This window comes from Prescottella subtropica (genome assembly GCF_005434945.1).
Taxonomy (GTDB): Bacteria; Actinomycetota; Actinomycetes; order Mycobacteriales; family Mycobacteriaceae; genus Prescottella; species Prescottella subtropica.
Genome location: NZ_SKCH01000006.1, coordinates 52,034 through 73,285, shown reverse-complemented (window position 1 = coordinate 73,285; position 21,252 = coordinate 52,034). Strand labels below are relative to the sequence as shown.

The 21,252-nt window shown below is 68.9% G+C and carries 18 protein-coding genes and 3 tRNA genes; 15 read left to right on the top strand and 6 right to left on the bottom strand.

Annotated elements, in window-relative coordinates; translation table 11 throughout:
- Positions 1 to 37 precede the first annotated feature (37 nt).
- The 4 genes from E0497_RS08235 (at position 38) to E0497_RS08220 (ending at position 4,666) form a co-directional block, all read left to right on the top strand.
- On the top strand, positions 38 to 700 hold the full coding sequence (locus tag E0497_RS08235; RefSeq protein ID WP_137724310.1) for a response regulator: 663 nt from the start codon (positions 38 to 40) through the stop codon (positions 698 to 700).
- 91 nt (positions 701 to 791) lie between these two features.
- Positions 792 to 1,823 carry an ATP-dependent 6-phosphofructokinase gene (locus E0497_RS08230; RefSeq protein ID WP_137724309.1) on the top strand — a complete coding sequence of 344 codons (1,032 nt, stop codon included), beginning with the start codon at positions 792 to 794 and terminating at the stop codon, positions 1,821 to 1,823.
- A gap of 66 nt (positions 1,824 to 1,889) precedes the next feature.
- Positions 1,890 to 3,401 (top strand): Asp-tRNA(Asn)/Glu-tRNA(Gln) amidotransferase subunit GatB, encoded by a 1,512-nt coding sequence (gatB, locus tag E0497_RS08225; protein ID WP_137724308.1) that lies wholly within the window; start codon positions 1,890 to 1,892, stop codon positions 3,399 to 3,401.
- Between the two features lie 23 nt (positions 3,402 to 3,424).
- Entirely contained in the window at positions 3,425 to 4,666 is a 1,242-nt protein-coding gene (locus E0497_RS08220; RefSeq protein ID WP_137724307.1) for a cation:proton antiporter, read from the top strand.
- Here E0497_RS08220 and E0497_RS08215 read toward each other — a convergent pair.
- On the bottom strand, positions 4,581 to 5,720 hold the full coding sequence (locus E0497_RS08215) for a PQQ-dependent sugar dehydrogenase (RefSeq protein ID WP_137724306.1): 1,140 nt from the start codon (positions 5,718 to 5,720) through the stop codon (positions 4,581 to 4,583). The genes E0497_RS08220 and E0497_RS08215 overlap by 86 nt on opposite strands.
- A 109-nt stretch (positions 5,721 to 5,829) precedes the next feature.
- On the opposite strand from E0497_RS08215, the gene E0497_RS08210 reads away from it, so the two are divergent.
- Entirely contained in the window at positions 5,830 to 6,717 is an 888-nt protein-coding gene (locus E0497_RS08210) for a DoxX family protein (protein ID WP_137724305.1), read from the top strand.
- 171 nt (positions 6,718 to 6,888) lie between these two features.
- Here E0497_RS08210 and ilvD read toward each other — a convergent pair whose 3' ends face one another.
- A complete protein-coding gene (gene ilvD / locus E0497_RS08205) occupies positions 6,889 to 8,730 on the bottom strand; it encodes a dihydroxy-acid dehydratase (RefSeq protein ID WP_137724304.1) in 1,842 nt (613 codons plus the stop codon).
- 84 nt (positions 8,731 to 8,814) lie between these two features.
- On the bottom strand, positions 8,815 to 9,321 hold the full coding sequence (locus E0497_RS08200) for a PH domain-containing protein (protein ID WP_137724419.1): 507 nt from the start codon (positions 9,319 to 9,321) through the stop codon (positions 8,815 to 8,817).
- Positions 9,322 to 9,620: 299 nt separating this feature from the next.
- Here E0497_RS08200 and E0497_RS08195 point away from each other — a divergent pair, with 299 nt between their 5' ends.
- The 5 genes from E0497_RS08195 (at position 9,621) to E0497_RS08175 (ending at position 16,085) form a co-directional block, all read left to right on the top strand.
- Positions 9,621 to 11,570: an acetolactate synthase large subunit gene (locus tag E0497_RS08195; protein ID WP_137724303.1), complete on the top strand. Its 1,950-nt coding sequence runs from the start codon at positions 9,621 to 9,623 to the stop codon at positions 11,568 to 11,570.
- Positions 11,567 to 12,070 (top strand): acetolactate synthase small subunit, encoded by a 504-nt coding sequence (gene ilvN / locus E0497_RS08190; protein WP_137724302.1) that lies wholly within the window; start codon positions 11,567 to 11,569, stop codon positions 12,068 to 12,070. The genes E0497_RS08195 and ilvN overlap by 4 nt, the downstream gene beginning before the upstream one ends.
- Before the next feature lie 79 nt (positions 12,071 to 12,149).
- Positions 12,150 to 13,151, top strand: a complete 1,002-nt coding sequence (gene ilvC / locus E0497_RS08185) for a ketol-acid reductoisomerase (protein ID WP_170312918.1) — start codon at positions 12,150 to 12,152, stop codon at positions 13,149 to 13,151.
- A 218-nt stretch (positions 13,152 to 13,369) separates the two neighbouring features.
- On the top strand, positions 13,370 to 14,962 hold the full coding sequence (serA, locus tag E0497_RS08180) for a phosphoglycerate dehydrogenase (RefSeq protein WP_137724300.1): 1,593 nt from the start codon (positions 13,370 to 13,372) through the stop codon (positions 14,960 to 14,962).
- A 109-nt stretch (positions 14,963 to 15,071) separates the two neighbouring features.
- A complete protein-coding gene (locus E0497_RS08175; RefSeq protein WP_137724299.1) occupies positions 15,072 to 16,085 on the top strand; it encodes a 3-isopropylmalate dehydrogenase in 1,014 nt (337 codons plus the stop codon).
- Between the two features lie 72 nt (positions 16,086 to 16,157).
- Here the strand turns inward: E0497_RS08175 and E0497_RS08170 are convergent, their stop codons facing one another.
- Entirely contained in the window at positions 16,158 to 17,351 is a 1,194-nt protein-coding gene (locus tag E0497_RS08170; protein WP_170312908.1) for an MFS transporter, read from the bottom strand.
- 133 nt (positions 17,352 to 17,484) lie between these two features.
- Between E0497_RS08170 and E0497_RS08165 the strand changes: the two genes are divergently transcribed.
- The 5 genes from E0497_RS08165 (at position 17,485) to E0497_RS08145 (ending at position 20,370) form a co-directional block, all read left to right on the top strand.
- Complete coding sequence (locus E0497_RS08165; protein ID WP_137724298.1) at positions 17,485 to 18,258, top strand: fumarylacetoacetate hydrolase family protein; 774 nt, start codon at positions 17,485 to 17,487, stop codon at positions 18,256 to 18,258.
- Between the two features lie 113 nt (positions 18,259 to 18,371).
- Positions 18,372 to 19,844 (top strand): glutamate--tRNA ligase, encoded by a 1,473-nt coding sequence (gene gltX, locus E0497_RS08160; RefSeq protein WP_137724297.1) that lies wholly within the window; start codon positions 18,372 to 18,374, stop codon positions 19,842 to 19,844.
- Between the two features lie 186 nt (positions 19,845 to 20,030).
- Positions 20,031 to 20,102 (top strand) — tRNA-Gln (locus E0497_RS08155).
- A gap of 95 nt (positions 20,103 to 20,197) precedes the next feature.
- Positions 20,198 to 20,273 (top strand) — tRNA-Glu (locus tag E0497_RS08150).
- Between the two features lie 24 nt (positions 20,274 to 20,297).
- A tRNA-Glu gene (locus E0497_RS08145) sits at positions 20,298 to 20,370 on the top strand.
- Between the two features lie 54 nt (positions 20,371 to 20,424).
- Here the strand turns inward: E0497_RS08145 and E0497_RS20415 are convergent.
- Together E0497_RS20415 and E0497_RS08140 are read right to left on the bottom strand one after the other, a co-directional pair.
- Positions 20,425 to 20,592 carry a DUF5302 domain-containing protein gene (locus E0497_RS20415; protein WP_161987399.1) on the bottom strand — a complete coding sequence of 56 codons (168 nt, stop codon included), beginning with the start codon at positions 20,590 to 20,592 and terminating at the stop codon, positions 20,425 to 20,427.
- A 66-nt stretch (positions 20,593 to 20,658) separates the two neighbouring features.
- Entirely contained in the window at positions 20,659 to 21,162 is a 504-nt protein-coding gene (locus E0497_RS08140) for a pyridoxamine 5'-phosphate oxidase family protein (RefSeq protein WP_137724296.1), read from the bottom strand.
- Positions 21,163 to 21,252: the final 90 nt, after the last annotated feature.

Sequence of the window (21,252 nt, the reverse complement as noted above, 5' to 3'; positions counted from 1 at the left end):
TCGACGGGAGCGTGGAACCGGCGCCTACGCTGTGACCGTGGCGATCACGGTCTTCATCGCGGACGATCAGGCGATGGTGCGGCAGGGGTTCGGGGCACTGCTGTCCGCGCAACCCGACATCAGCGTCGTCGGGGACGCCCCCGACGGCCGGATCGCGGTGTCCGAGGTGAAGCGACTCCGACCCGACGTCGTGCTCATGGACGTGCGGATGCCCGAACTCGACGGCCTCGGTGCGGCCCGGCAGATCCTGTCCGCGTCGTTCGACCCGCCGGTTCGGGTACTGATGCTCACCACGTTCGACATCGACGAGTACGTGTACGAGGCACTCGGGATCGGTGCATCCGGCTTCATGCTCAAGGACGCCCCGGCCGAGGAACTCGTCCGCGCCGTCCGGGTCGTCGCCGGCGGCGAGGCACTGTTGGCGCCGAGCGTGACCCGACGGCTGATCGAGGACGTCACCCGGCGCCGGTCGGCGCCGCGGCCCCGGCATCCGCGCCTGGACACGCTCACCCCACGCGAACGGGAGGTCCTCGAACTGATCGCGGCCGGCCTGTCGAACGCCGAGATCGCGCAGCGCCTGTTCGTGGCCGAACAGACCGTCAAGACGCACGTCGGCAAGGTGCTCGCGAAACTGTCGCTACGGGACCGGGCGCAGGCCGTGGTCCTCGCCTACGAGTCGGGTGTCGTCGTGCCCGGCTGAGCAGTCCGTCGCGCCGTACCGGGTGCCGGACGCAGGCGGGGCGGGCAGGATGGCAGTGCGGCCCGCATCCGTCGGCGGAAGGTTGTGCAGCATGACCCGGATCGGCATTCTCACCAGCGGCGGCGACTGCCCCGGCCTCAACGCGGTCATTCGCGGCGCCGTCCTCAAAGGCACCGAGGTGCACGGTCAGGAGTTCATCGGATTCCTCGACGGCTGGCGCGGACTGGTCGACGGGGACGTGATCCCGTTGGACCGCAGCCGGGTCCGGGGCCTGTCCCACGAGGGCGGCACCATCCTCGGGACGAGCCGGATCGGGCCGTACCAGGGGCCGGACGGGGGAGCGGCGAACATCCAGGCCACCCTCGACCGACTCGGTGTCGACGCCGTCGTCGCGATCGGCGGCGAGGGCACCGCGTCCGCGTCGAAACGGTTGTACGAGGACGGTATCCGGATCGTCGGGGTCCCCAAGACCATCGACAACGACCTCAGCCGCACCGACTACACGTTCGGTTTCGACACCGCCGTCGAGATCGCGACCGTCGCGATCGACCGACTGCGGACCACCGGCAACTCGCACCGCAGGTGCATGGTCCTCGAAGTGATGGGCCGGCACGCGGGCTGGATCGCGCTGCACTCGGGGACCGCGGGCGGCGCACACGCCATCCTCATCCCCGAACAACCCGAGACCCTCGACCAGATCTGCGCGTGGGTCACCAGCGTGCACGAACGCGGCCGCTCCCCGATGGTCGTCGTCGCCGAGGGATTCACCCTGCCGGGCATGGGCGAGGTGTATTCGACGAAGGGAAAGGACGGCTTCGACCGGCCCCGACTCGGCGGCATCGCCGACGTGCTCGCCCCGCTCGTCGAGGAACACACCGGGATCGAGACCCGCGCGACGATCCTCGGGTACGTCCAGCGTGGCGGCGTTCCCACCGCGTTCGACCGGGTCCTGGCGACCCGGCTGGGCATGGCCGTCACCGATCTCGTCGCCGACGAACAGTGGGGACGCATGGTGGCACTGCACGGCACCGACATCGTCCGGGTCGGGTTCGACGAGGCCCTCGCCGACCACAAGGTGGTGCCCGCCGAGCGTTACCGGGAGATGCGGATCATCTTCGGTTGACGGGGCCGTCGACGCCGGGGCCGACGCTGCGCGGCGGTGCGATCCGGGCCGTCTAAACTCGTGGGCATGACTGCCGCCGTGTCCGCTGACCTTCTCGACTATGACGCCGTTCTCGCGAAGTTCGAGCCCGTCCTGGGCATGGAAGTGCACGTCGAGTTGCACACCGCGACCAAGATGTTCTGCCCGTGCCCCACGGTGTTCGGCGCCGAACCCAACACGCAGGTGTGCCCCGTGTGTCTCGGTATGCCCGGTGCGCTGCCCGTCGTCAACCAGGCGGCCGTCGAGTCCGCGATCCGTATCGGTCTCGCCCTGAACTGTTCGATCACCCCGTGGGGCCGGTTCGCGCGGAAGAACTACTTCTACCCGGACCAGCCGAAGAACTACCAGATCTCGCAGTACGACGAGCCGATCGCCACCGAGGGCTACCTCGACGTCGTGCTCGACGACGGCAGCACGTGGCGCGTCGACATCGAGCGCGCCCACATGGAGGAGGACACCGGTAAGTCGCTGCACGTCGGCGGCGCCACCGGCCGGATCCACGGCGCCAGCCACTCGCTGCTCGACTACAACCGGGCCGGGGTGCCGCTCGTCGAGATCGTCACCAAGCCCATCACCGGTGCCGGCGAGCGTGCCCCCGAGGTCGCCCGCGCGTACGTCGCCGCCCTGCGGGACCTGCTCAAGGCGCTCGACGTCTCCGACGTCCGCATGGATCAGGGGTCGCTGCGCTGCGACGCCAACGTCTCGCTCATGCCGATCGGCGCCGACGTGTTCGGTACCCGCACCGAGACCAAGAACGTCAACTCGCTCAAGAGCGTCGAGGTGGCGGTCCGCTACGAGATGCGCCGTCAGGCCGCGGTTCTCGTCGCCGCCGGCGAGATCATCCAGGAGACCCGGCACTTCCAGGAAGCCGACGGCAGCACGTCCGCCGGACGCCGCAAGGAGACCGCCGAGGACTACCGCTACTTCCCGGAGCCCGACCTCGAGCCCGTCGCCCCCGACGCCGCATGGGTCGAGGAACTGCGCGGCACCCTGCCCGAGTTGCCGTGGCTGCGCCGCGCCCGCATCCAGGCCGACTGGGGTGTGTCCGACGAGGTGATGCGTGACCTCGTCAACGCCGGCGCGCTCGAGCTGGTCATCGCCACCACGGAGGCCGGCGCGTCCGCCGATGCGGCCCGCTCCTGGTGGGTGTCGTATCTCGCGCAGCAGGCCAACACCCGCGGTGTCGAACTCGCGGACCTGCCGATCACCCCGGCCCAGGTCGCTCAGGTGATCGCCCTGATCGACAGCGACAAGCTCAACAACAAGATGGCCCGCAAGGTCGTCGACCACGTCCTCGCCGGTGAGGGCGACCCCGAGCAGGTTCTCGAAGCGCACCCGGAACTCGTGGTCGTGCGCGACGGCAGCTTGATCAAGACCGCTGTCGACGAGGCCCTCGCCGCCAACCCCGACATCGCCGAGAAGATCCGCAGCGGAAAGGTCGCGGCGGCCGGCAAGATCGTCGGCGACGTCATGAAGGCCACTCGCGGACAGGCGGATCCGGCGCGCGTCAAGGAACTCGTGCTCGCCGCATGCAGCTGACGTAGCGGCTACTGTAGCGCCGCATGAGCGCTGCAGTAGCCACGTCACTGTTCTGGATCGTCGCCGCCGCGGCGATCGCGCCCCTGGTCGCGGGGTCGTTGCGGCGCAAGCCGATTCCGGAAGTCGTGCTGCTGCTCGTCGCCGGGATCGTGATCGGCCCGTACGCGCTCGACCTCGCGCAGGTCGACTCCGAGATCGGGATGCTGCGCGAACTCGGGCTCGGCATGCTGTTCCTGCTCGCCGGTTACGAGATCGACCGGGACGAGCTGACCGGACGCGGCGGACGTCGCGCGCTCGTCACGTGGCTGGTGTGCCTGGCGTCGGCATTCGCGGTGGTCGCCGGTCTCGCCGTCGCGGGACTGGTGCACTCGGAGATCGCCGTCGCGATCGCCCTCACCTCGACGGCACTGGGCACACTGCTGCCGATCCTCAAGGACCGCAAGCTGATCGACACCCCGGTGGGGCGGGCGATCCTCAACCACGGCGCGGTCGGCGAGATCGGCCCCGTCGTCGCCATGGCGATCCTGCTCGGAGCCCGCGGCGCCGTCGTCTCCCTGATCGTGCTCGCCGTGTTCGCGGTCGTGGCCGTCGTCGTGGCGATGCTGCCGGCCCGGATCCTGCGGGAGGGCACCGCGCTGCTCGCCGTCGTCCGGCGCGGCTCCGACACCACCGGACAGACCACGGTCCGGCTGGTGATGCTGCTCCTCGTCGCGCTCATCGCGGTGGCCGTCGTGTTCGACCTCGACATCATCCTCGGCGCGTTCGCGGCCGGTTTCATCCTGCGTCGGACCGTCCCGGACGGCGACGAACAGCTCGAACACAAACTCGAGGGACTCGCGTTCGGGCTGTTGATCCCCGTCTTCTTCGTCACCTCCGGCATGACGATCGAGGTGTCCGCGGTAGTCGGGGAGCCGCTGATCCTGCTCGCGTTCCTCGGCCTGCTGCTCGTGGTGCGCGGACTGCCGGTGTTCGTGGCGTCCCGCACCGACCGCGACTCCGGCCTCGACACCCGCGGCCAGATGCAGGTGGCGCTGTACGCCACCACCGGGCTGCCGCTGATCGTCGCCGTCACCGGGGTCGCCGTCGACGCCGGGCAGATGTCGAACGCGACCGCGTCGATCCTCGTCGCCGCCGGGGCGATCACCGTCCTGCTGCTGCCCCTGTTCGCGAACACGCTCGCTAGTCGGGGCCGCCGCCACCGGACGGCATCGGCAGCTTCACGACCCGATCGTCCGTCGGACCGGGCTGTCCGCCCGCCTTGTTGACCGTCGCCGACCAGATCCGGCCGTTCTCGTCGATCGCGGCGGCGCCGAGCCGGCCGTAGAGGTCCTGCGCGAGCAGCGCCGGAGCCGTCGTCACCGCACCGGACTCGCGGTCGGTGGCCAGCACCGCCATCGCCCGCCCGTCCGTCAACGCGACGGCGACCGCGCCCGGCCCGGCCGCGCAGTCCGCGACACCGGGGCGGTCCGGCCACGTCCACGCGGGGGTGCCGACGGTGCCGTCGGGGCGCACCCGCTGCAGCCGGTCCTCGGTGGCGGTGCGGTCCGTCACCCAGATCGCCCCGCTCGGATCGGGACAGACACCACCGGCCGTACCGATGCCCGACAGCATCACCGCGGGCCGCGGCGGATGCGGATTCGACGTCGGAGACAGCACTTTCAACAGTTTCCCGGCCAGCGAACCCGGGTCGGCGGCTGCCACCGGATCACCGGCATCACCGGTGAGGACCATCAGTTCGTTCGGTGACGCGAACGCCAGCGCACCCGCATTGCCGTCGGCGCCGCGCGGGATCCCGGTGAGCACGTCCTTCGGGACGTCGCCCGGCGCGATCCGCACCACCCGATTGTCCGACGGCGTCGTGACGTACGCGTAGATCAGATGGTCCTCGACATAGGTGGGGGACAGGGCGATGTCGAGCAGTCCGCCGTCGGACGTGCCGTCGACGGGGATCCGCGCGACCTCGACGGCCGGTTGCTGCGGCGTCACCCGCAGGATGCGTCCGGTGCGGCGTTCGGTGACGAGCGCCGACGCCCCGTCCGGGAGCAGCACCAACCCGCCGGTGGTGTCGAGGCAGGTCGCGACCACGTTGGGGTCGGCGTCGAAACAGGGGTCGTCGGGCACCGTCGGCTCGGGCTTCGGGGACGACGGTGCCGCCGGGGATTTCGGCTTCACCTCGGCGCCCGGATCGAACGTCGGTTCGGGAGTGAACGGGGACGAGGCGGCCTCGTCGAACCGGGCACACCCGGTCAGTGCCAGAGCCGTGATCGCGCAGAGCACGGCCACCCGCCGTGAGGTCCGGTGCGGTTCACCCTTCGTCATGGTGCACGACGTTACGCAAAGAGTGATCGGCCGGTGCCACGCGGCGCCTGCGACGGCGCACCGGACGACGGTACCGGTGGACTCGGCCGAACACCCTAGGCTGGCGATCGTGACGGACAAGCCGAACGAGACCACCGGTGCGGGATCCGCACCCAGCCCGTACGACCAACCGACCGGACGCATCCCGGTCGTACCGAACCCGGCTGCGCGGCCGTTGGCACACACGGACGAGGACCTCGACTTCGGCGCCCCCGACGGCCTGCCCACCGAACAGATTCCGACGTTCCGGCCCGCCCCGACACCCCCGCCCGTGGTCGACGACCAGCCGACCACGGTGATCGAGCGTCCGGAACCGGCGGTGCCGCAACAATTCCCGTCGCAACAGTTCGCGACCGAGACGTTCGAGACCGAGCCGATCCTGTCGGCGCCACCCGTCGCCGCACCCGTCGTCGTCCCGCCTGCGGCACCCGCCGTCGACGCCGGACGCGGCACTCTCGATGTCGGGCTGCTGATCCTGCGACTCTCGGTCGGCGGCACTCTGTTGGCGCACGGTCTGCAGAAGCTCACCGGATGGTGGAACGGGCCCGGCCTGCTCGGCTACCGTGACGACCTCGCCGCGGCCGGTTTCGACCAGGCCCGGGCTCTCGCGGTCGCCGGGGCGGTCGGCGAGGTCGCCGGCGGGCTGCTGCTGGTCCTCGGGTTGCTCACACCGGTCGCCGCGGCCGCCGTCCTCGCCGTGATGATCAACGCGTGGTGCCTGAAACAGTCGGCGGTCCCCGGACTCGAATACTTCGCGCCCGACGGTATCGAGTACGAGACCGTCCTGGCTGCGGGTGCCGCCGCGATCGCGCTCACCGGCCCCGGTCGTATCGCCCTCGACGGCCGCCGCCGCTGGGCCACCCACCCCCGCGCCGGTTCGGTGCTGATCCTGCTCGCCGGCGTCGCGGCCGGACTGGCCGTGTGGTTCGTCCTCAACGGCGCCAATCCGGTGATCTGACGCCCGACCCCTCTCACGTTTCGCGCACTTGTCGCGCCGATCCGGCCCGGAAAAGCGCGACAAGTGCGCGAAACGCGGGGGAGGAGGGTCGGGGGAGGAACGAACTGTGCCGCGCCCCGGATCGGGGCGCGGCACAGTGGTCGGTACGAGTGCGTCGGTACGAGTGCGTGTCTACGGCACCTGGCGGACGGCGCCCTTGTCGGCGGAGGTGGCGAGCGCCGCGTAGGCGCGCAGCGCGGTGGTGACCTGACGCTGTCGGCTGACGGGCTGCCACGGGCGTTCGCGGGCTTCCATCTTGGCGCGGCGCTCGGCGAGGACGTCGTCGTCGACGAGGATCTCGAGGGTGCGGGTGGCGACGTCGATGCGGACCTGGTCGCCGTCCTCGACGAGGCCGATGACTCCGCCGGCCGCCGCCTCGGGGGAGATGTGGCCGATGGACAGGCCCGAGGTGCCGCCGGAGAAGCGGCCGTCGGTGATCAGGGCGCACACCTTGCCGAGACCGGAGCCCTTGAGGAAGGCGGTGGGGTGCAGCATCTCCTGCATGCCCGGGCCGCCCTTGGGGCCCTCGTAGCGGACGACGACGACATCGCCGGGCTTGATCTTCTTCTCGAGGATCACCGAGACGGCCTCCTCCTGCGACTCGACGACGACGGCCGGTCCCTGGAAGGAGAAGAGGTCCTCGTCGATGCCGGCGGTCTTGAGGATCGCGCCGTCGACGGCGATGTTGCCGCGCAGCACGCACAGGCCGCCCTCGACGGTGTACGCGTGCTCGAGGTCCCGGATGCAGCCGCCCGCAGCGTCCGTGTCCAGGGACGACCACCGGTTGTCCGTGGAGAACGGTTCGGTGGTGCGGACGCCGCCGGGTGCGGCATGGAAGAGCTGCACAGCTTCATCGCTCGCCTTGCCGGAGCGGATGTCCCACGTGTCGAGCCACTCGTCGAAGCTCTTGGTGTGCACCGTCGAAACGTCGGTTTCCAGCAGGTCGGCGCGACGCAGTTCGCCGAGCAGGGCGGGTATGCCGCCGGCCCGGTGGACGTCTTCCATGTGGTAGTCCGAGTTGGGGGACACCTTCGACAGGCACGGCACGCGGCGGCTGATCTCGTCGATGGTGGTGAGGTCGAAGTCGACCTCACCTTCCTGTGCGGCGGCGAGGGTGTGCAGGACGGTGTTGGTGGATCCGCCCATCGCCACGTCGAGGGCCATGGCGTTGCGGAATGCCTTGGGGGTAGCGACGTTCCGCGGCAGGACCGACTCGTCGCCGTCGTGGTAGTACCGCAGTGCGGCCTCGACGACGGTGGTGCCGGCGCGGCTGAACAGGGCGCGGCGGGCCTCGTGGGTGGCCAGCGTGGACCCGTTGCCGGGCAACGCGAGTCCGAGGGCCTCGGTGAGGCAGTTCATCGAGTTGGCGGTGAACATGCCCGAGCAGGAGCCGCACGTGGGGCAGGCGCTGCGCTCGACCTCGTCGAGTCCCTCTTCGGAGACGGCCTCGTTGGCGGACGCGGAGATCGCGGTGATGAGGTCGGTGGGGGCCTGCGCGACACCGCCGACGACGACGGCCTTACCGGCTTCCATCGGGCCGCCGGAGACGAACACGGTCGGGATGTTCAGGCGCATCGCGGCATTGAGCATGCCGGGGGTGATCTTGTCGCAGTTGGAGATGCACACCAGGGCGTCGGCGGTGTGGGCGTTGACCATGTATTCGACGGAGTCGGCGATGATCTCGCGACTCGGCAGCGAGTACAGCATGCCGCCGTGGCCCATCGCGATGCCGTCGTCGACGGCGATGGTGTGGAACTCGCGGGGCACGCCACCGGCGGCGCGGACGGCCTCGGCGACGATCTCACCGACGTTCTTGAGGTGGACGTGGCCGGGCACGAACTGGGTGTACGAGTTCGCGATCGCGACGATCGGCTTCCCGAAGTCGGAGTCGGTCATACCGGTGGCGCGCCACAGCGAGCGGGCGCCGGCGGCGTTGCGTCCGACGGTGGTGGTGCGTGACCTGAGCGGGGGCATGGGCGATTCCTTCGTCGATCAGCGGATCTCGTCATCTCCGGGGAGCGGGGACGTCCCGGTGGGGACGCTACTCTCGCGCGCGGATCAGTCGGTATCCGACTCCTGGTCAGTGGATTCGGTGTCGGAGGCAGTGGCATTGCGGGCTTCGCGGGCCTCGAGGGCCTTGCGTCGCTCGGCCTCCCGGGCGGCGGCGTACGGGTCGGTGACGCGGCCACCGCTGGCGGCCGAGAGTTGCGGCAGGCGTCCGAAGGTCACGGTCGGCAGCGACACCTCGGTGCCGTCGACGAGGTCGGCTCGTGCCCAGCCGCGCTTGGGGAACCGGAACCCCCGGATCTGATCCCACGATATGGACGTCGACGAGAAGGTGTGGCGCAATTCGAGTCCGTCGGGGGTCACCGTGGTGCGCACACGCAGGACCCACGCGCCGACCAGGAACGGGATCAGCAGCATCCAGCCGAAGGCGAGCGGCCAGCCCAGAACCGGGAAGCTGACGCAGATCAGCAGGAAGATGCAGGCGATCAGGGCGAGAGGCGAAATCCGGATGACCTGTCGGGCGTCATCGGGGGTGTGGGATGATGGCTGTGGTGGCACGGGCTGCTGCGGAGTGGACACCTCACCATCTTCTCATTGCAGCCACCTCATCTCACATTCTGGGACAGCGCACTCACCCAAGTTGACTGTCTACGAACCGCGCGCCTACCGTCGAGCGCGTGAAGCAGAATGAGTTGCTCGTAATCGGCCGGCGCGTCGTCGCCTGAGCCGGTTGTTGCAACTCGCCAGATAACGACGCGCCACCCTCGTACAGCTGATGCTGACGAGGGTTTTTTGTTGCCCTGATCCAGAACCTGCAGAGCCAGAATCGCAGAGCCAGAATCGCAGAGGATTTTCCAGTGAGCGCACCAACCGCACGGCCTCAGCCGTCGCCGCGCAAGTCGGGAGCAGCCGGCCCGACCGCCGCGGCAGCCGCCGCATCGACCAATCGACGTCAGCTCGCCCCCGAGCGGGTCACCGGCGCGCAGTCCGTGGTCCGTGCGCTCGAGGAACTCGAGGTCGACACCGTCTTCGGTATTCCGGGCGGTGCGATCCTCCCGGTGTACGACCCGCTGTTCGACTCGCAGCGCGTCCGGCACGTCCTGGTCCGGCACGAGCAGGGTGCGGGTCATGCCGCGACCGGCTATGCGCAGGCCACCGGCAAGGTCGGTGTCTGCATGGCCACGTCCGGCCCCGGCGCCACCAACCTGGTCACGCCGCTCGCGGACGCGCAGATGGATTCGGTTCCGGTCGTGGCGATCACCGGCCAGGTCGCGCGCAGCCTGATCGGCACCGACGGCTTCCAGGAAGCCGACATCTCCGGCATCACGATGCCGATCACGAAGCACAACTTCCTGATCACCGACGGCCTCGACATCCCCCGGATCCTGGCCGAGGCGTTCTACCTCGCGTCCAGCGGCCGTCCGGGTGCCGTCCTCGTCGACATCCCCAAGGACATCCTGCAGGCGCAGACCACGTTCTCGTGGCCGCCGGAGATGCACCTGCCCGGCTACCGTCCGGTCACCAAGCCGCACGGCAAGCAGGTGCGGGAGGCGGCCCGGCTCATCGCCGAGGCCAAGGCCCCGGTCCTGTACGTCGGCGGCGGTGTGATCAAGGCCGACGCGGCTCCCGAACTGCTCGAACTGGCGGAGCTGACCGGTATCCCGGTCGTCACGACGCTCATGGCCCGCGGCGCGTTCCCGGACAGTCACCAGCTCAACTGCGGCATGCCCGGCATGCACGGCACGGTCTCGGCCGTTGCGGCACTGCAGAAGAGCGATCTGCTCATCACGCTCGGCGCCCGGTTCGACGACCGGGTCACCGGCCGGCTCGACTCGTTCGCACCCGATGCGAAGGTCGTCCACGCCGACATCGATCCGGCGGAGATCGGCAAGAACCGGCACGCGGACGTGCCGATCGTCGGTGACTGCAAGGAAGTCATCACCGAACTGATCGAGGCGATCCGCGCCGACATGGCGACCGGTACGACGCTCGACCTGGCCGCGTGGTGGACGTATCTCGACGGCATCCGCAGCACCTACCCGCTGTCGTACGACCGCCCGTCGGACGGCACGCTGTCGCCGCAGTTCGTGATCCAGGCCGTCGGCCGGCTCGCCGGACCGGACGCCATCTACTGCGCCGGCGTCGGCCAGCACCAGATGTGGGCCGCCCAGTTCGTGAACTACGAGAAGCCGCGCACGTGGCTCAACTCCGGTGGCCTGGGCACGATGGGCTACGCGGTGCCGGCTGCGATGGGCGCCAAGATGGGCATGCCGGACCGTGAGGTGTGGGCCATCGACGGTGACGGTTGCTTCCAGATGACCAATCAGGAACTGGCGACGTGTGCCGTCGAGGGTGTGCCGATCAAGGTCGCGCTCGTCAACAACGGCAACCTGGGCATGGTCCGCCAGTGGCAGACCCTGTTCTACGACCAGCGCTACTCGAACACGAATCTCGGCACGCACGGCGCCGTGCGCATCCCCGATTTCGTCAAGCTGGCCGAGGCCCTCGGCTGCGTCGGTATCCGGGTCGAGCGCGAGGAGGACGTCGAGGACGCCATCCGCACCGCGCAGTCGATCAACGACAAGCCCGTCGTCATCGACTTCATCGTCGGCAAGGACGCCCAGGTGTGGCCGATGGTCGCGGCCGGCACCGGCAACGACGAGATCATGGCCGCCCGTGGGATCCGTCCGCTGTTCGACGAGGACGAGCCCGCCGACGAGTCCACCGTCATCGACGAAGCCATCGCGGACGCGACCGAACGCAACCAGGTCGCCGCCGACACCGAAACCGGAGAGGAACGCCAGTGAGCACCAGCCACACCCTCAGTGTTCTCGTCGAGGACAAGCCGGGCGTGCTGGCCCGTGTCGCTGCACTGTTCTCCCGGCGCGGCTTCAACATCGAGTCGCTCGCCGTGGGCGGCACCGAGGTCCCGGACATCTCGCGGATGACGATCGTCGTGACGGTCGACGAGTTCCCGCTCGAGCAGGTGACCAAGCAGCTCAACAAGCTCGTCAACGTCATCAAGATCGTCGAGCAGGACACCGAGGCATCGGTCGCCCGCGAGCTGATCCTGGTGAAGGTGCGGGCCGACGCGAGTGTGCGCTCGCAGGTGATCGAGACCGTGAACCTGTTCCGCGCCAAGGTGATCGACGTCTCGCCCGAGTCGCTCACGATCGAGGCGACCGGTACCCGGTCCAAGCTCGACGCGCTCCTGCGCATGCTCGATCCGTTCGGTATCCGAGAGATCGTGCAGTCCGGTGTGGTGGCGGTCGGCCGTGGGCCGAAGTCCATCACGGCGACCCGGTAGTACCGTCCCACCCGAACACAACAGACAATCAGGCGTTCAAGAGAACCCACAAGGAGAGGTAAGAACTGTGGCAGTCGAGATGTTCTACGACGACGATGCAGACCTGTCGATCATCCAGGGCCGCAAGGTCGCGGTCATCGGCTACGGCAGCCAGGGCCACGCGCACTCGCTGAGCCTGCGCGATTCCGGTGTCGATGTGCGCATCGGTCTCCAGGAGGGTTCGAAGTCGCGGGCCAAGGCCGAGGAGCAGGGCCTGACGGTCGGCACGCCGGCCGAGGTCGCCGCATGGGCCGACGTCATCATGGTCCTGGCCCCCGACACCGCTCAGGCGTCGATCTTCAAGAACGACATCGAGGCGAACCTGAAGGACGGCGACGCGCTGTTCTTCGGCCACGGCCTCAACATCCACTTCGACCTGATCACGCCGCCGGCGAACGTCACCGTCGGCATGGTCGCGCCGAAGGGCCCGGGCCACCTGGTCCGCCGCCAGTTCGTCGACGGCAAGGGCGTTCCGGCCCTGATCGCCGTCCACCAGGACCCGAAGGGCGAGGGCCAGGCCCTGGCGCTGTCCTACGCCAAGGGCATCGGCGGCACCCGCGCCGGCGTCATCAAGACCACGTTCAAGGAAGAGACCGAGACGGATCTCTTCGGCGAGCAGGCCGTGCTGTGCGGCGGCACCGAGGAACTGGTCAAGACCGGTTTCGAGGTCATGGTCGAGGCCGGCTACGCGCCCGAGATGGCGTACTTCGAGGTGCTGCACGAGCTCAAGCTCATCGTCGACCTCATGTACGAGGGCGGCATCGCCCGCATGAACTACTCGGTGTCCGACACCGCGGAGTTCGGTGGCTACCTGTCCGGTCCCCGCGTCATCGACGCCGGCACCAAGGAGCGCATGAAGGCGATCCTGGCCGACATCCAGTCCGGCGAGTTCACCCGCCGCCTCGTCGCCAACGTCGAGAACGGCAACACCGAGCTCGAGGGCTTGCGCAAGGCCAACGCCGAGCACCCGATCGAGGTCACCGGCAAGAAGCTGCGCGACCTGATGAGCTGGGTCGATCGTCCGATCACCGAGACGGCCTGATCCTGACCCGGATCTGACGGCCTGATCTCTTCGGCCCGGGCGGTACGCGAGTACCGCCCGGGCCGAAGTGCATTCGGGTGTGGTGCGAATCTCCGATTTCGACGCGAAGAGTGTCCACTATCTGGTAAAGCCCACCCGCCCTGCGGAATCGGCGAGCCCCGCCCACTAAGCTGACACTGCAAGATCCAAGCCGCCACCTCAACACAGGGAGTTCGCTCGTGAGCCAGAATGGCCGTCCCGTCGTCCTGATCGCCGACAAGCTCGCACAATCGACCGTCGATGCGCTCGGAGACGGTGTCGAGGTGCGCTGGGTCGACGGCCCGGACCGCCCCGCGCTGCTCGCGGCCGTCCCGGAGGCCGACGCCCTGCTGGTCCGCTCGGCCACCACGGTCGACGCCGAGGTGCTCGCCGCCGCGACCAAGCTGAAGATCGTCGGCCGCGCCGGTGTCGGCCTCGACAACGTCGACATCCCGGCCGCCACCGAGCGGGGTGTCATGGTCGTCAACGCACCGACGTCGAACATCCACTCGGCCGCCGAGCACGCCGTGTCGCTGCTGCTGTCGACCGCCCGCCAGATCCCGGCCGCGGACCGCACGCTGCGGGAGAAGACGTGGAAGCGTTCGAGCTTCAACGGCACCGAGATCCTAGGCAAGACCGTCGGCGTCGTCGGTCTGGGCCGCATCGGTCAGCTGTTCGCACAGCGTCTGGCCGCGTTCGAGACCACGATCATCGCGTACGACCCCTACCTGCCCGCGGCCCGCGCCGCGCAGCTGGGCATCGAGCTGGTCGGCATCGACGAGCTGGTCGCACGCGCCGACTTCATCTCGGTGCACCTGCCCAAGACCAAGGAGACCGCCGGCCTGATCAACGCCGAGCGTCTGGCCACGGCCAAGGACGGCGTCATCATCGTCAACGCGGCCCGCGGCGGCCTCATCGACGAGGACGCGCTGTACGACGCGCTCGTGGGCGGGAAGGTCCGCGCTGCCGGTCTCGACGTGTTCGACACCGAGCCGTGCACCGATTCCAAGCTGTTCGACCTCGACAACGTCGTCGTCACCCCGCACCTGGGTGCCTCCACCTCCGAGGCTCAGGACCGCGCCGGCACCGATGTCGCCAAGTCCGTCCTGCTGGCGCTGGCCGGCGAGTTCGTGCCGGACGCCGTCAACGTCTCCGGTGGCCCGGTCGGCGAAGAGGTCGCGCCGTGGCTCGAGCTGGTCCGCAAGCTGGGTCTGCTCGCCGGCACCCTGTCGACCGAGGCCGTCCAGAACGTCCAGGTGATCGCGAGCGGTGAGCTGTCCGCCGAGAACGTCGACATCCTGGGTCTGGCCGCCCTGCGCGGCCTGTTCTCCGCGAGCAGCGACGAGGCCGTCACGTTCGTCAACGCCCCGCAGCTCGCCGAGCAGCGCGGTGTGAGCGTCGAGGTCGAGAAGCACAGCGAGGCGCAGACGCATCGCAGTGCCGTCGAGGTGCGTGCGGTCGCCGCCGACGGCACCGTCACCACCGTCGCCGGTGCGCTGACCGGCCTGCAGCAGGTCGAGAAGATCGTCGCCGTCAACGGCCGCAGCTTCGACCTGCGTGCCGAGGGCCACAACATCGTGGTCCACTACGCGGATCGTCCGGGCGTCCTGGGTGTGCTGGGCACCGTGCTCGGCACCGCCGGCATCGACATCCAGGCCGCGGCGCTGAGCCAGGACGCCGAGGGTGAGGGCGCGACCGTGATCCTGCGGGTCTCCCGCGTCGTCGGTGACGCCGAGGTCGCGCAGATCACCTCGCAGCTCGATGCGCGCGTCGCGCAGGTCGACCTGTCCTGATCGTCTTTTTCTGACGGTGGTGGCCGCGACTGTTGCGAAACAGTCGCGGCCACAGTCGAATTCACCGGTTCCGTGTTCGCGGCCGGTCCACGAGGAAGAGAGTGTGTTCATGAAGCTTGCGGTCATTCCCGGTGACGGCATCGGTGTCGAGGTCACCGCGGAAGCGCTGAAGGTCCTGCGGAAGCTGGTTCCCGACGTCGAGACCACCGAATTCGACCTCGGTGCCAAGCGGTACAACGAGACCGGCGACCTGCTGCCCGACGCCGAACTCGCGCAGATCCGTCAGCACGACGCGATCCTCCTCGGCGCGATCGGCGACCCGCGCTACGTGGCGCCGGGCATCCTCGAGCGTGGTCTGCTGCTGAACATGCGCTTCCTGCTCGACCACCACGTGAACCTGCGCCCGGCCCGCACGTACCCGGAGTCGAGCTCGCCGCTGGCCGCGAACCCGGACATCGACTTCGTCGTGGTCCGCGAGGGCACCGAGGGCCCGTACACCGGCAACGGCGGCTCGATCCGTGTCGGCACCCCGCACGAGGTCGCGACCGAGGTGTCGGTCAACACGTGGTTCGGCGCCGAGCGTGTCGTCCGCGCCGCCTACGAGCTGGCACAGACCCGCCGCAAGCATCTGACGCTGATCCACAAGACCAACGTCCTGTCCAACGCCGGACGCATCTGGACCCGCGCGATGGAGACCGTCGGCGCCGAGTACCCGGACGTCGAGACCGCATACTGCCACATCGACGCGGCCACCATCTACATGGTCACCGACCCGGCCCGTTTCGACGTGATCGTCACCGACAACCTGTTCGGCGACATCATCACCGACCTCGCGGGTGCGGTCACCGGCGGTATCGGCCTGGCGGCGTCGGCCAACATCGACGCATCGGGCACCAACCCGTCGATGTTCGAGCCGGTCCACGGGTCGGCCCCCGACATCGCGGGTCAGGGCATCGCGGATCCGACCGCGGCGATCCTGTCGGCCGCGATGCTGCTGCGGCACCTGGGCCGCGGCGACGACGCCGCGCGTATCGAAGCGGCCGTCGAGGCCGATCTGGCGTCGCGCGGTGACGCCCCGATCGTCACCGCCGAGGTCGGCGACCGGATCGCGGCTGCCGTCTAGCAGCCTCACACTCTCGAACGACGTGGCCGCCACCCGGATCCGGGTGGCGGCCACGGCCGTACCGGCGGCGGGTCAGTGGCGTTCGGGGTGATCCTCGGGCACCAGGGGCACCGCCACGAGCGGGAACAGTGCGGTGACCGCGAACGCGACCGGGAAGCTCACGGCGGCGATCAGGCCGCCGAACACCGGCGGCACCAGCGACGCCGCCAGATACTGGCTCGTGTTCTGCGCGCCGAGCGCGCGTCCGCTCCAGTACGGTCCGGCGATCTCGGCGACCGCGGTGAACGCCAATCCGTTGTCCGCCACCGTGATCACCGACGCCAGCACCAGCAGCACCACAGACGCCGGTGAGTCGAGCGCGTCCGTCCACGCCAGTGCCCCCATCGACAGGGCCGCCGCGATCGCGACCCAGCGCAGCGGACGCATCCGACTGCCCACCCGGTCGGACAGCGCGCCGGCCGCGATACGTCCTGCCGCACCGAGCAACTGGGTGACGGTGACGAGCAGTCCCGCCGACGCCGCGGACCAGTGTCGGTCCGACATCAGCCATACCAGCGCGAACGTCCACACCAGATACTGCGGCACCACGAGCAGCACCGAGACGCCGTGGATGCGCCACAGGACACTCGACGACCGGTACGGGTTGTCCAGCAGTCCGGACTGTGCGGCCGCCGTCCGGTCCGGGCGGGGTGGATCGAGCACGAACAGGCATGCGACCGCGGCCACGACCGTCACGGTGGCGGGGAGGGTCAAAGCCCAACCGACACCGTGGGTTTCGGCGATACGCGGCACGGTCAGGGCGGAGAACGCGACACCGAGTGGCAGCGCCATCTGCCGGATCCCCATCGCGAGTCCGCGGCGGTGCGGCGGGAACCATCCGACGACGACCCGTCCGCTGGCGGCGTTGGCGCTGGAGGCGGTCGTGCCGCCGGCCAGTAGGAACAGTCCGGTCACGACGAGGGAGTCCGCGACGGCGGCGCCGACGGTCGCGGCCGCCGTCAGTGTCATCCCGAGCACGAGCACCCGGCGTTCACCGATGCGGTCGACGACCGCGCCCCACGCCATGAGGCTGACGAGGAACCCGACCGTCGGTGCGGCCACGATCAGCCCGGCCCGTGACAGTTCCAGTCCGTGGTCGGATCCGAGCACGGGTAGCAGGAACGCCGGCGTGTTCGCGAACGTCGCCCCCGCGGCCTGGGCGAGGACACCCAGGCCCAGCATCGTCCACCGGCGTGCGGCGCCGGCCGTCGTGTCCGTGGATGTCATTCCGCCCACCTCTATCTCATAATATGAAACAATCGTCCTACATAGTGAATATGTTTCGGAGTGTAGACCCTTCGTGGCCGATCGCGCGCCGGGTATGGACGGGTGGGGCTCGCACACTCGATAGACTCGGCGCATGCGCCTAGGTCGAATCGCCAGTCCCGACGGAGTTGCCTTCGTGTCGATCGAAGGAGAGGGGGATGCGCGGATCGCGAAGGAGATCGCCGAACATCCCTTCGGTACACCGACTTTCACCGGCCGCAGCTGGCCGCTCGCCGACGTCCGACTGCTCGCCCCGATCCTCGCGAGCAAGGTGATCTGCGTCGGCAAGAACTACGCGGCGCACGCCGCGGAGATGGGCGGGGAGGCTCCGGAGGATCCGGTCATCTTCCTCAAGCCCAACACGTCGATCGCCGGTCCCGGAGCCCCGATCGTGCTGCCGCCGTCGTCGAACGAGGTGCACTACGAGGGTGAACTGGCCGTCGTCATCGGCCGCCCGTGCAAGGACGTGCCGGCCGCGAAGGCCCACGAGGTGATCCTCGGGTACACCGTCGCGAACGACGTCACGGCACGCGATCAGCAGCGGCACGACGGGCAGTGGACCCGCGGCAAGGGCTACGACACGTTCTGCCCGCTCGGCCCGTGGATCGAGACGAAGCTGGACGCCTCCGACCTCGAGGTGACGACCGATGTCGACGGCGAGGTCAAGCAGCGCAGCCGCACTTCGCTTCTGCTGCACGACATCCCGAAGATCATCGAGTGGGTGTCGACGGTCATGACGCTGCTGCCGGGCGACGTCATCCTCACCGGCACCCCCGAGGGTGTGGGTCCGATCGTGGACGGGCAGACCGTCAGCGTCACGGTCGAGGGCATCGGGACGCTCACCAATCCGGTTGCCGCCAAGCGCTGATCCGGTATCGCTGCGCGCGGGTACGGGACTAGCCTGTAAGGGTTCGTTCCCGTACCCGACCGCTGCCCGGGAGTGTCTTGGTGCGTTCCGGCAGCGTTACTCCGAAGTGAGCCATGACCACCAGCGAAGTACGCGTCCGTTTCTGTCCGTCACCCACCGGGACCCCGCACGTCGGGCTCGTCCGGACCGCCCTGTTCAACTGGGCGTTCGCCCGTCACCACGGCGGCACGCTCGTGTTCCGGATCGAGGACACCGACGCCGCCCGTGACTCGGAGGAGTCGTACCAGGCGATCCTGGACGCGCTGCGCTGGCTGGGCCTGAACTGGGACGAGGGCCCGGAGGTCGGCGGCCCGTACGAGCCGTACCGGCAGTCGCAGCGCCGGGATCTCCACCTCGACGTCGTGCGGCGTCTACTCGAGGCGGGGGAGGCGTACGAGTCGTTCTCGACGCCGGAGGAGGTCGAGGCCCGGCACAAGGCGGCCGGACGCGACCCCAAGCTCGGCTACGACAACTTCGATCGGGACCTGACCCCCGAGCAGATCCAGGCGTACCTGGACGAGGGCCGCAAGCCCGTCGTGCGGCTGCGGATGCCCGACCACGATCTGGCGTGGACGGACCTGGTGCGCGGTGAGACGACGTTCAAGGCCGGCACCGTGCCGGACTACGCGCTCACCCGCGGCAACGGCATCCCGCTGTACACGTTGGTCAACCCGGTCGACGACGCGATGATGAGGATCACCCACGTGCTGCGCGGGGAGGACCTGCTGTCGTCGACGCCGCGGCAGCTGGCCCTGTACGAGGCGCTGCAGCGCATCGGTGTCGCCGAGTTCACCCCCGAGTTCGGTCACCTGCCGTTCGTGATGGGGCAGGGCAACAAGAAGCTGTCCAAGCGCGACCCCGAGTCGAACCTGTTCATCCACCGCGATCGCGGCTTCATTCCCGAGGGCCTGCTCAACTACCTGGCGCTGCTGGGCTGGAGCATCGCCGACGACCGGGACGTCTTCTCGCTCGACGAGATGGTCGCCGCGTTCGACGTCACCACGGTGAACTCGAATCCGGCACGATTCGATCAGAAGAAGGCCGACGCCATCAACGCCGAGCACATCCGCCTGCTCGAGCCGGCGGACTTCTCGGCGCGCCTGCGCGCGTACCTGACCACGCACGGGCACCCGGTCGACGCATTGACCCCGGAGCAGTTCGACGTCGCCGCCGAACTGGTGCAGACCCGCATCGTCGTGCTGTCGGACGCGTGGGATCTGCTGAAGTTCCTGTTCGTCGCCGAGGCCGATTTCGCGATCGATCCCGCCGCGGCCGCCAAGAATCTCGGTGGTGACGCGGCGCCGGTGCTCGACGCGACGATCTCGGCCCTCGACGCGCTGCCGGAGTGGGCGACGGCGGACCTCGAGGAGGCGCTCAAGGACGCGCTGATCGAGAAGCTCGAGCTCAAGCCGCGCAAGGCGTTCGCGCCGGTGCGGGTGGCGCTGACCGGGTCGCACATCAGCCCGCCGCTGTACGAGTCGATGGAACTGCTGGGCCGGGACACGACGCTGGCCCGTCTGCGGTCGGCGCGGGCACAGATCGCCTGATCGCCCCGATCCGCTGTGCGGCATCGGCCCGCCCCCGTTTCCGGGGGCGGGCCGATGCCGTCCTACGCCTGATTTACCGCCTCTGACCTGCCGATTTGTAGTTCGATGCGGGGTTGATGCTAATGTTTCTCTCGGTTCGGAACGGAGGCCGCAACGCCCGCAGGGCAGGCCCCCGAAACAGACCATTGGGGTATGGTGTAATTGGCAACACAGCTGATTCTGGTTCAGCCATTCTAGGTTCGAGTCCTGGTACCCCAGCTTCTGCAGTCTCGTGTTCGCACGGTTCTGGAGTACAGACACTGTCGAGGCCCGAACGGGTCGAGCAGTCATAGCGTGTTTCGATGCACGTTCTCGGCCCCGTCGTCTAGCGGCCTAGGACGCCGCCCTCTCAAGGCGGTAGCGCGGGTTCGAATCCCGTCGGGGCTACCAACGTCGTATCGAACACAGTGTCTTGGCCCCGTCGTCTAGCGGCCTAGGACGCCGCCCTCTCAAGGCGGTAGCGCGGGTTCGAATCCCGTCGGGGCTACAACGAAACACCCTCCGGTCATCTGGCCGGAGGGTGTTTTTCTGTCGTGTGCCCCTATCCGCTCTTGCGGCGGAACTCCCGCTTGTGGTCGGCGCTGCCGTGGGCGTCGTGCACCTTCGACTGCCCGTCCAGGTGCGTGGTCGGATTCGAGTGCTGGTGATTCTTGCGGTCCAGCACCTCGCGGAACTTGCGCTTGATGTCGTCGGTTCCGGGGTCGGTCACGTCGTCCTCCTCCGCTCGTCGGTACGTGGGAAATGTACCGCCGAGCGGGGGAGCACGTCGCGTGAATTACGAGTGCAGGAACGCGGCGGTGGAGCCGCCGACCGGCATCGCGGGCAGCCCGAGCTTGCGGTGATCCCACGACCGGACACGGTCGGGGACGATCCGCACGGCGACCCGCTTGTGCAGCATCATCTCGACGGCCGGCTTCACGTCCTCGGAGTACGGCCCGGTGTAGCGCTCCCAGATGCTGATCCCGACCTTGAACAGGGCCTCGGGGTCGTCGATGATTTCGGCGCGGCCCTCGATCGACACGCCGCGCAGGGTGTCGTAGGTGTCGCCGTCCTCGATCATCATGGTGATCCGGTCGTCGCGGCGCAGGTTGACCGCCTTCTGCGACTTGGCCTTCGTCTCGAACCACAGTTCCCCGTCGATCACCGCATACCACATGGCAACCAGGTGCGGCGTGCCGTTCGCCCCCACCGTCGCCATCGTCGACACCCGGCTGCGTTCGACGAACTCGGTGATCTCGGCGTCGGTCATCGTGATCTGACCACGCTGATTCGTCCCCACGGCACTACCTCCACTCGGCTGGAATTCGTTCTCGTGCACGACTGTGCCACGAATCACGTTTCCGATCGCCGAGTGGGGTCCGCAATATGC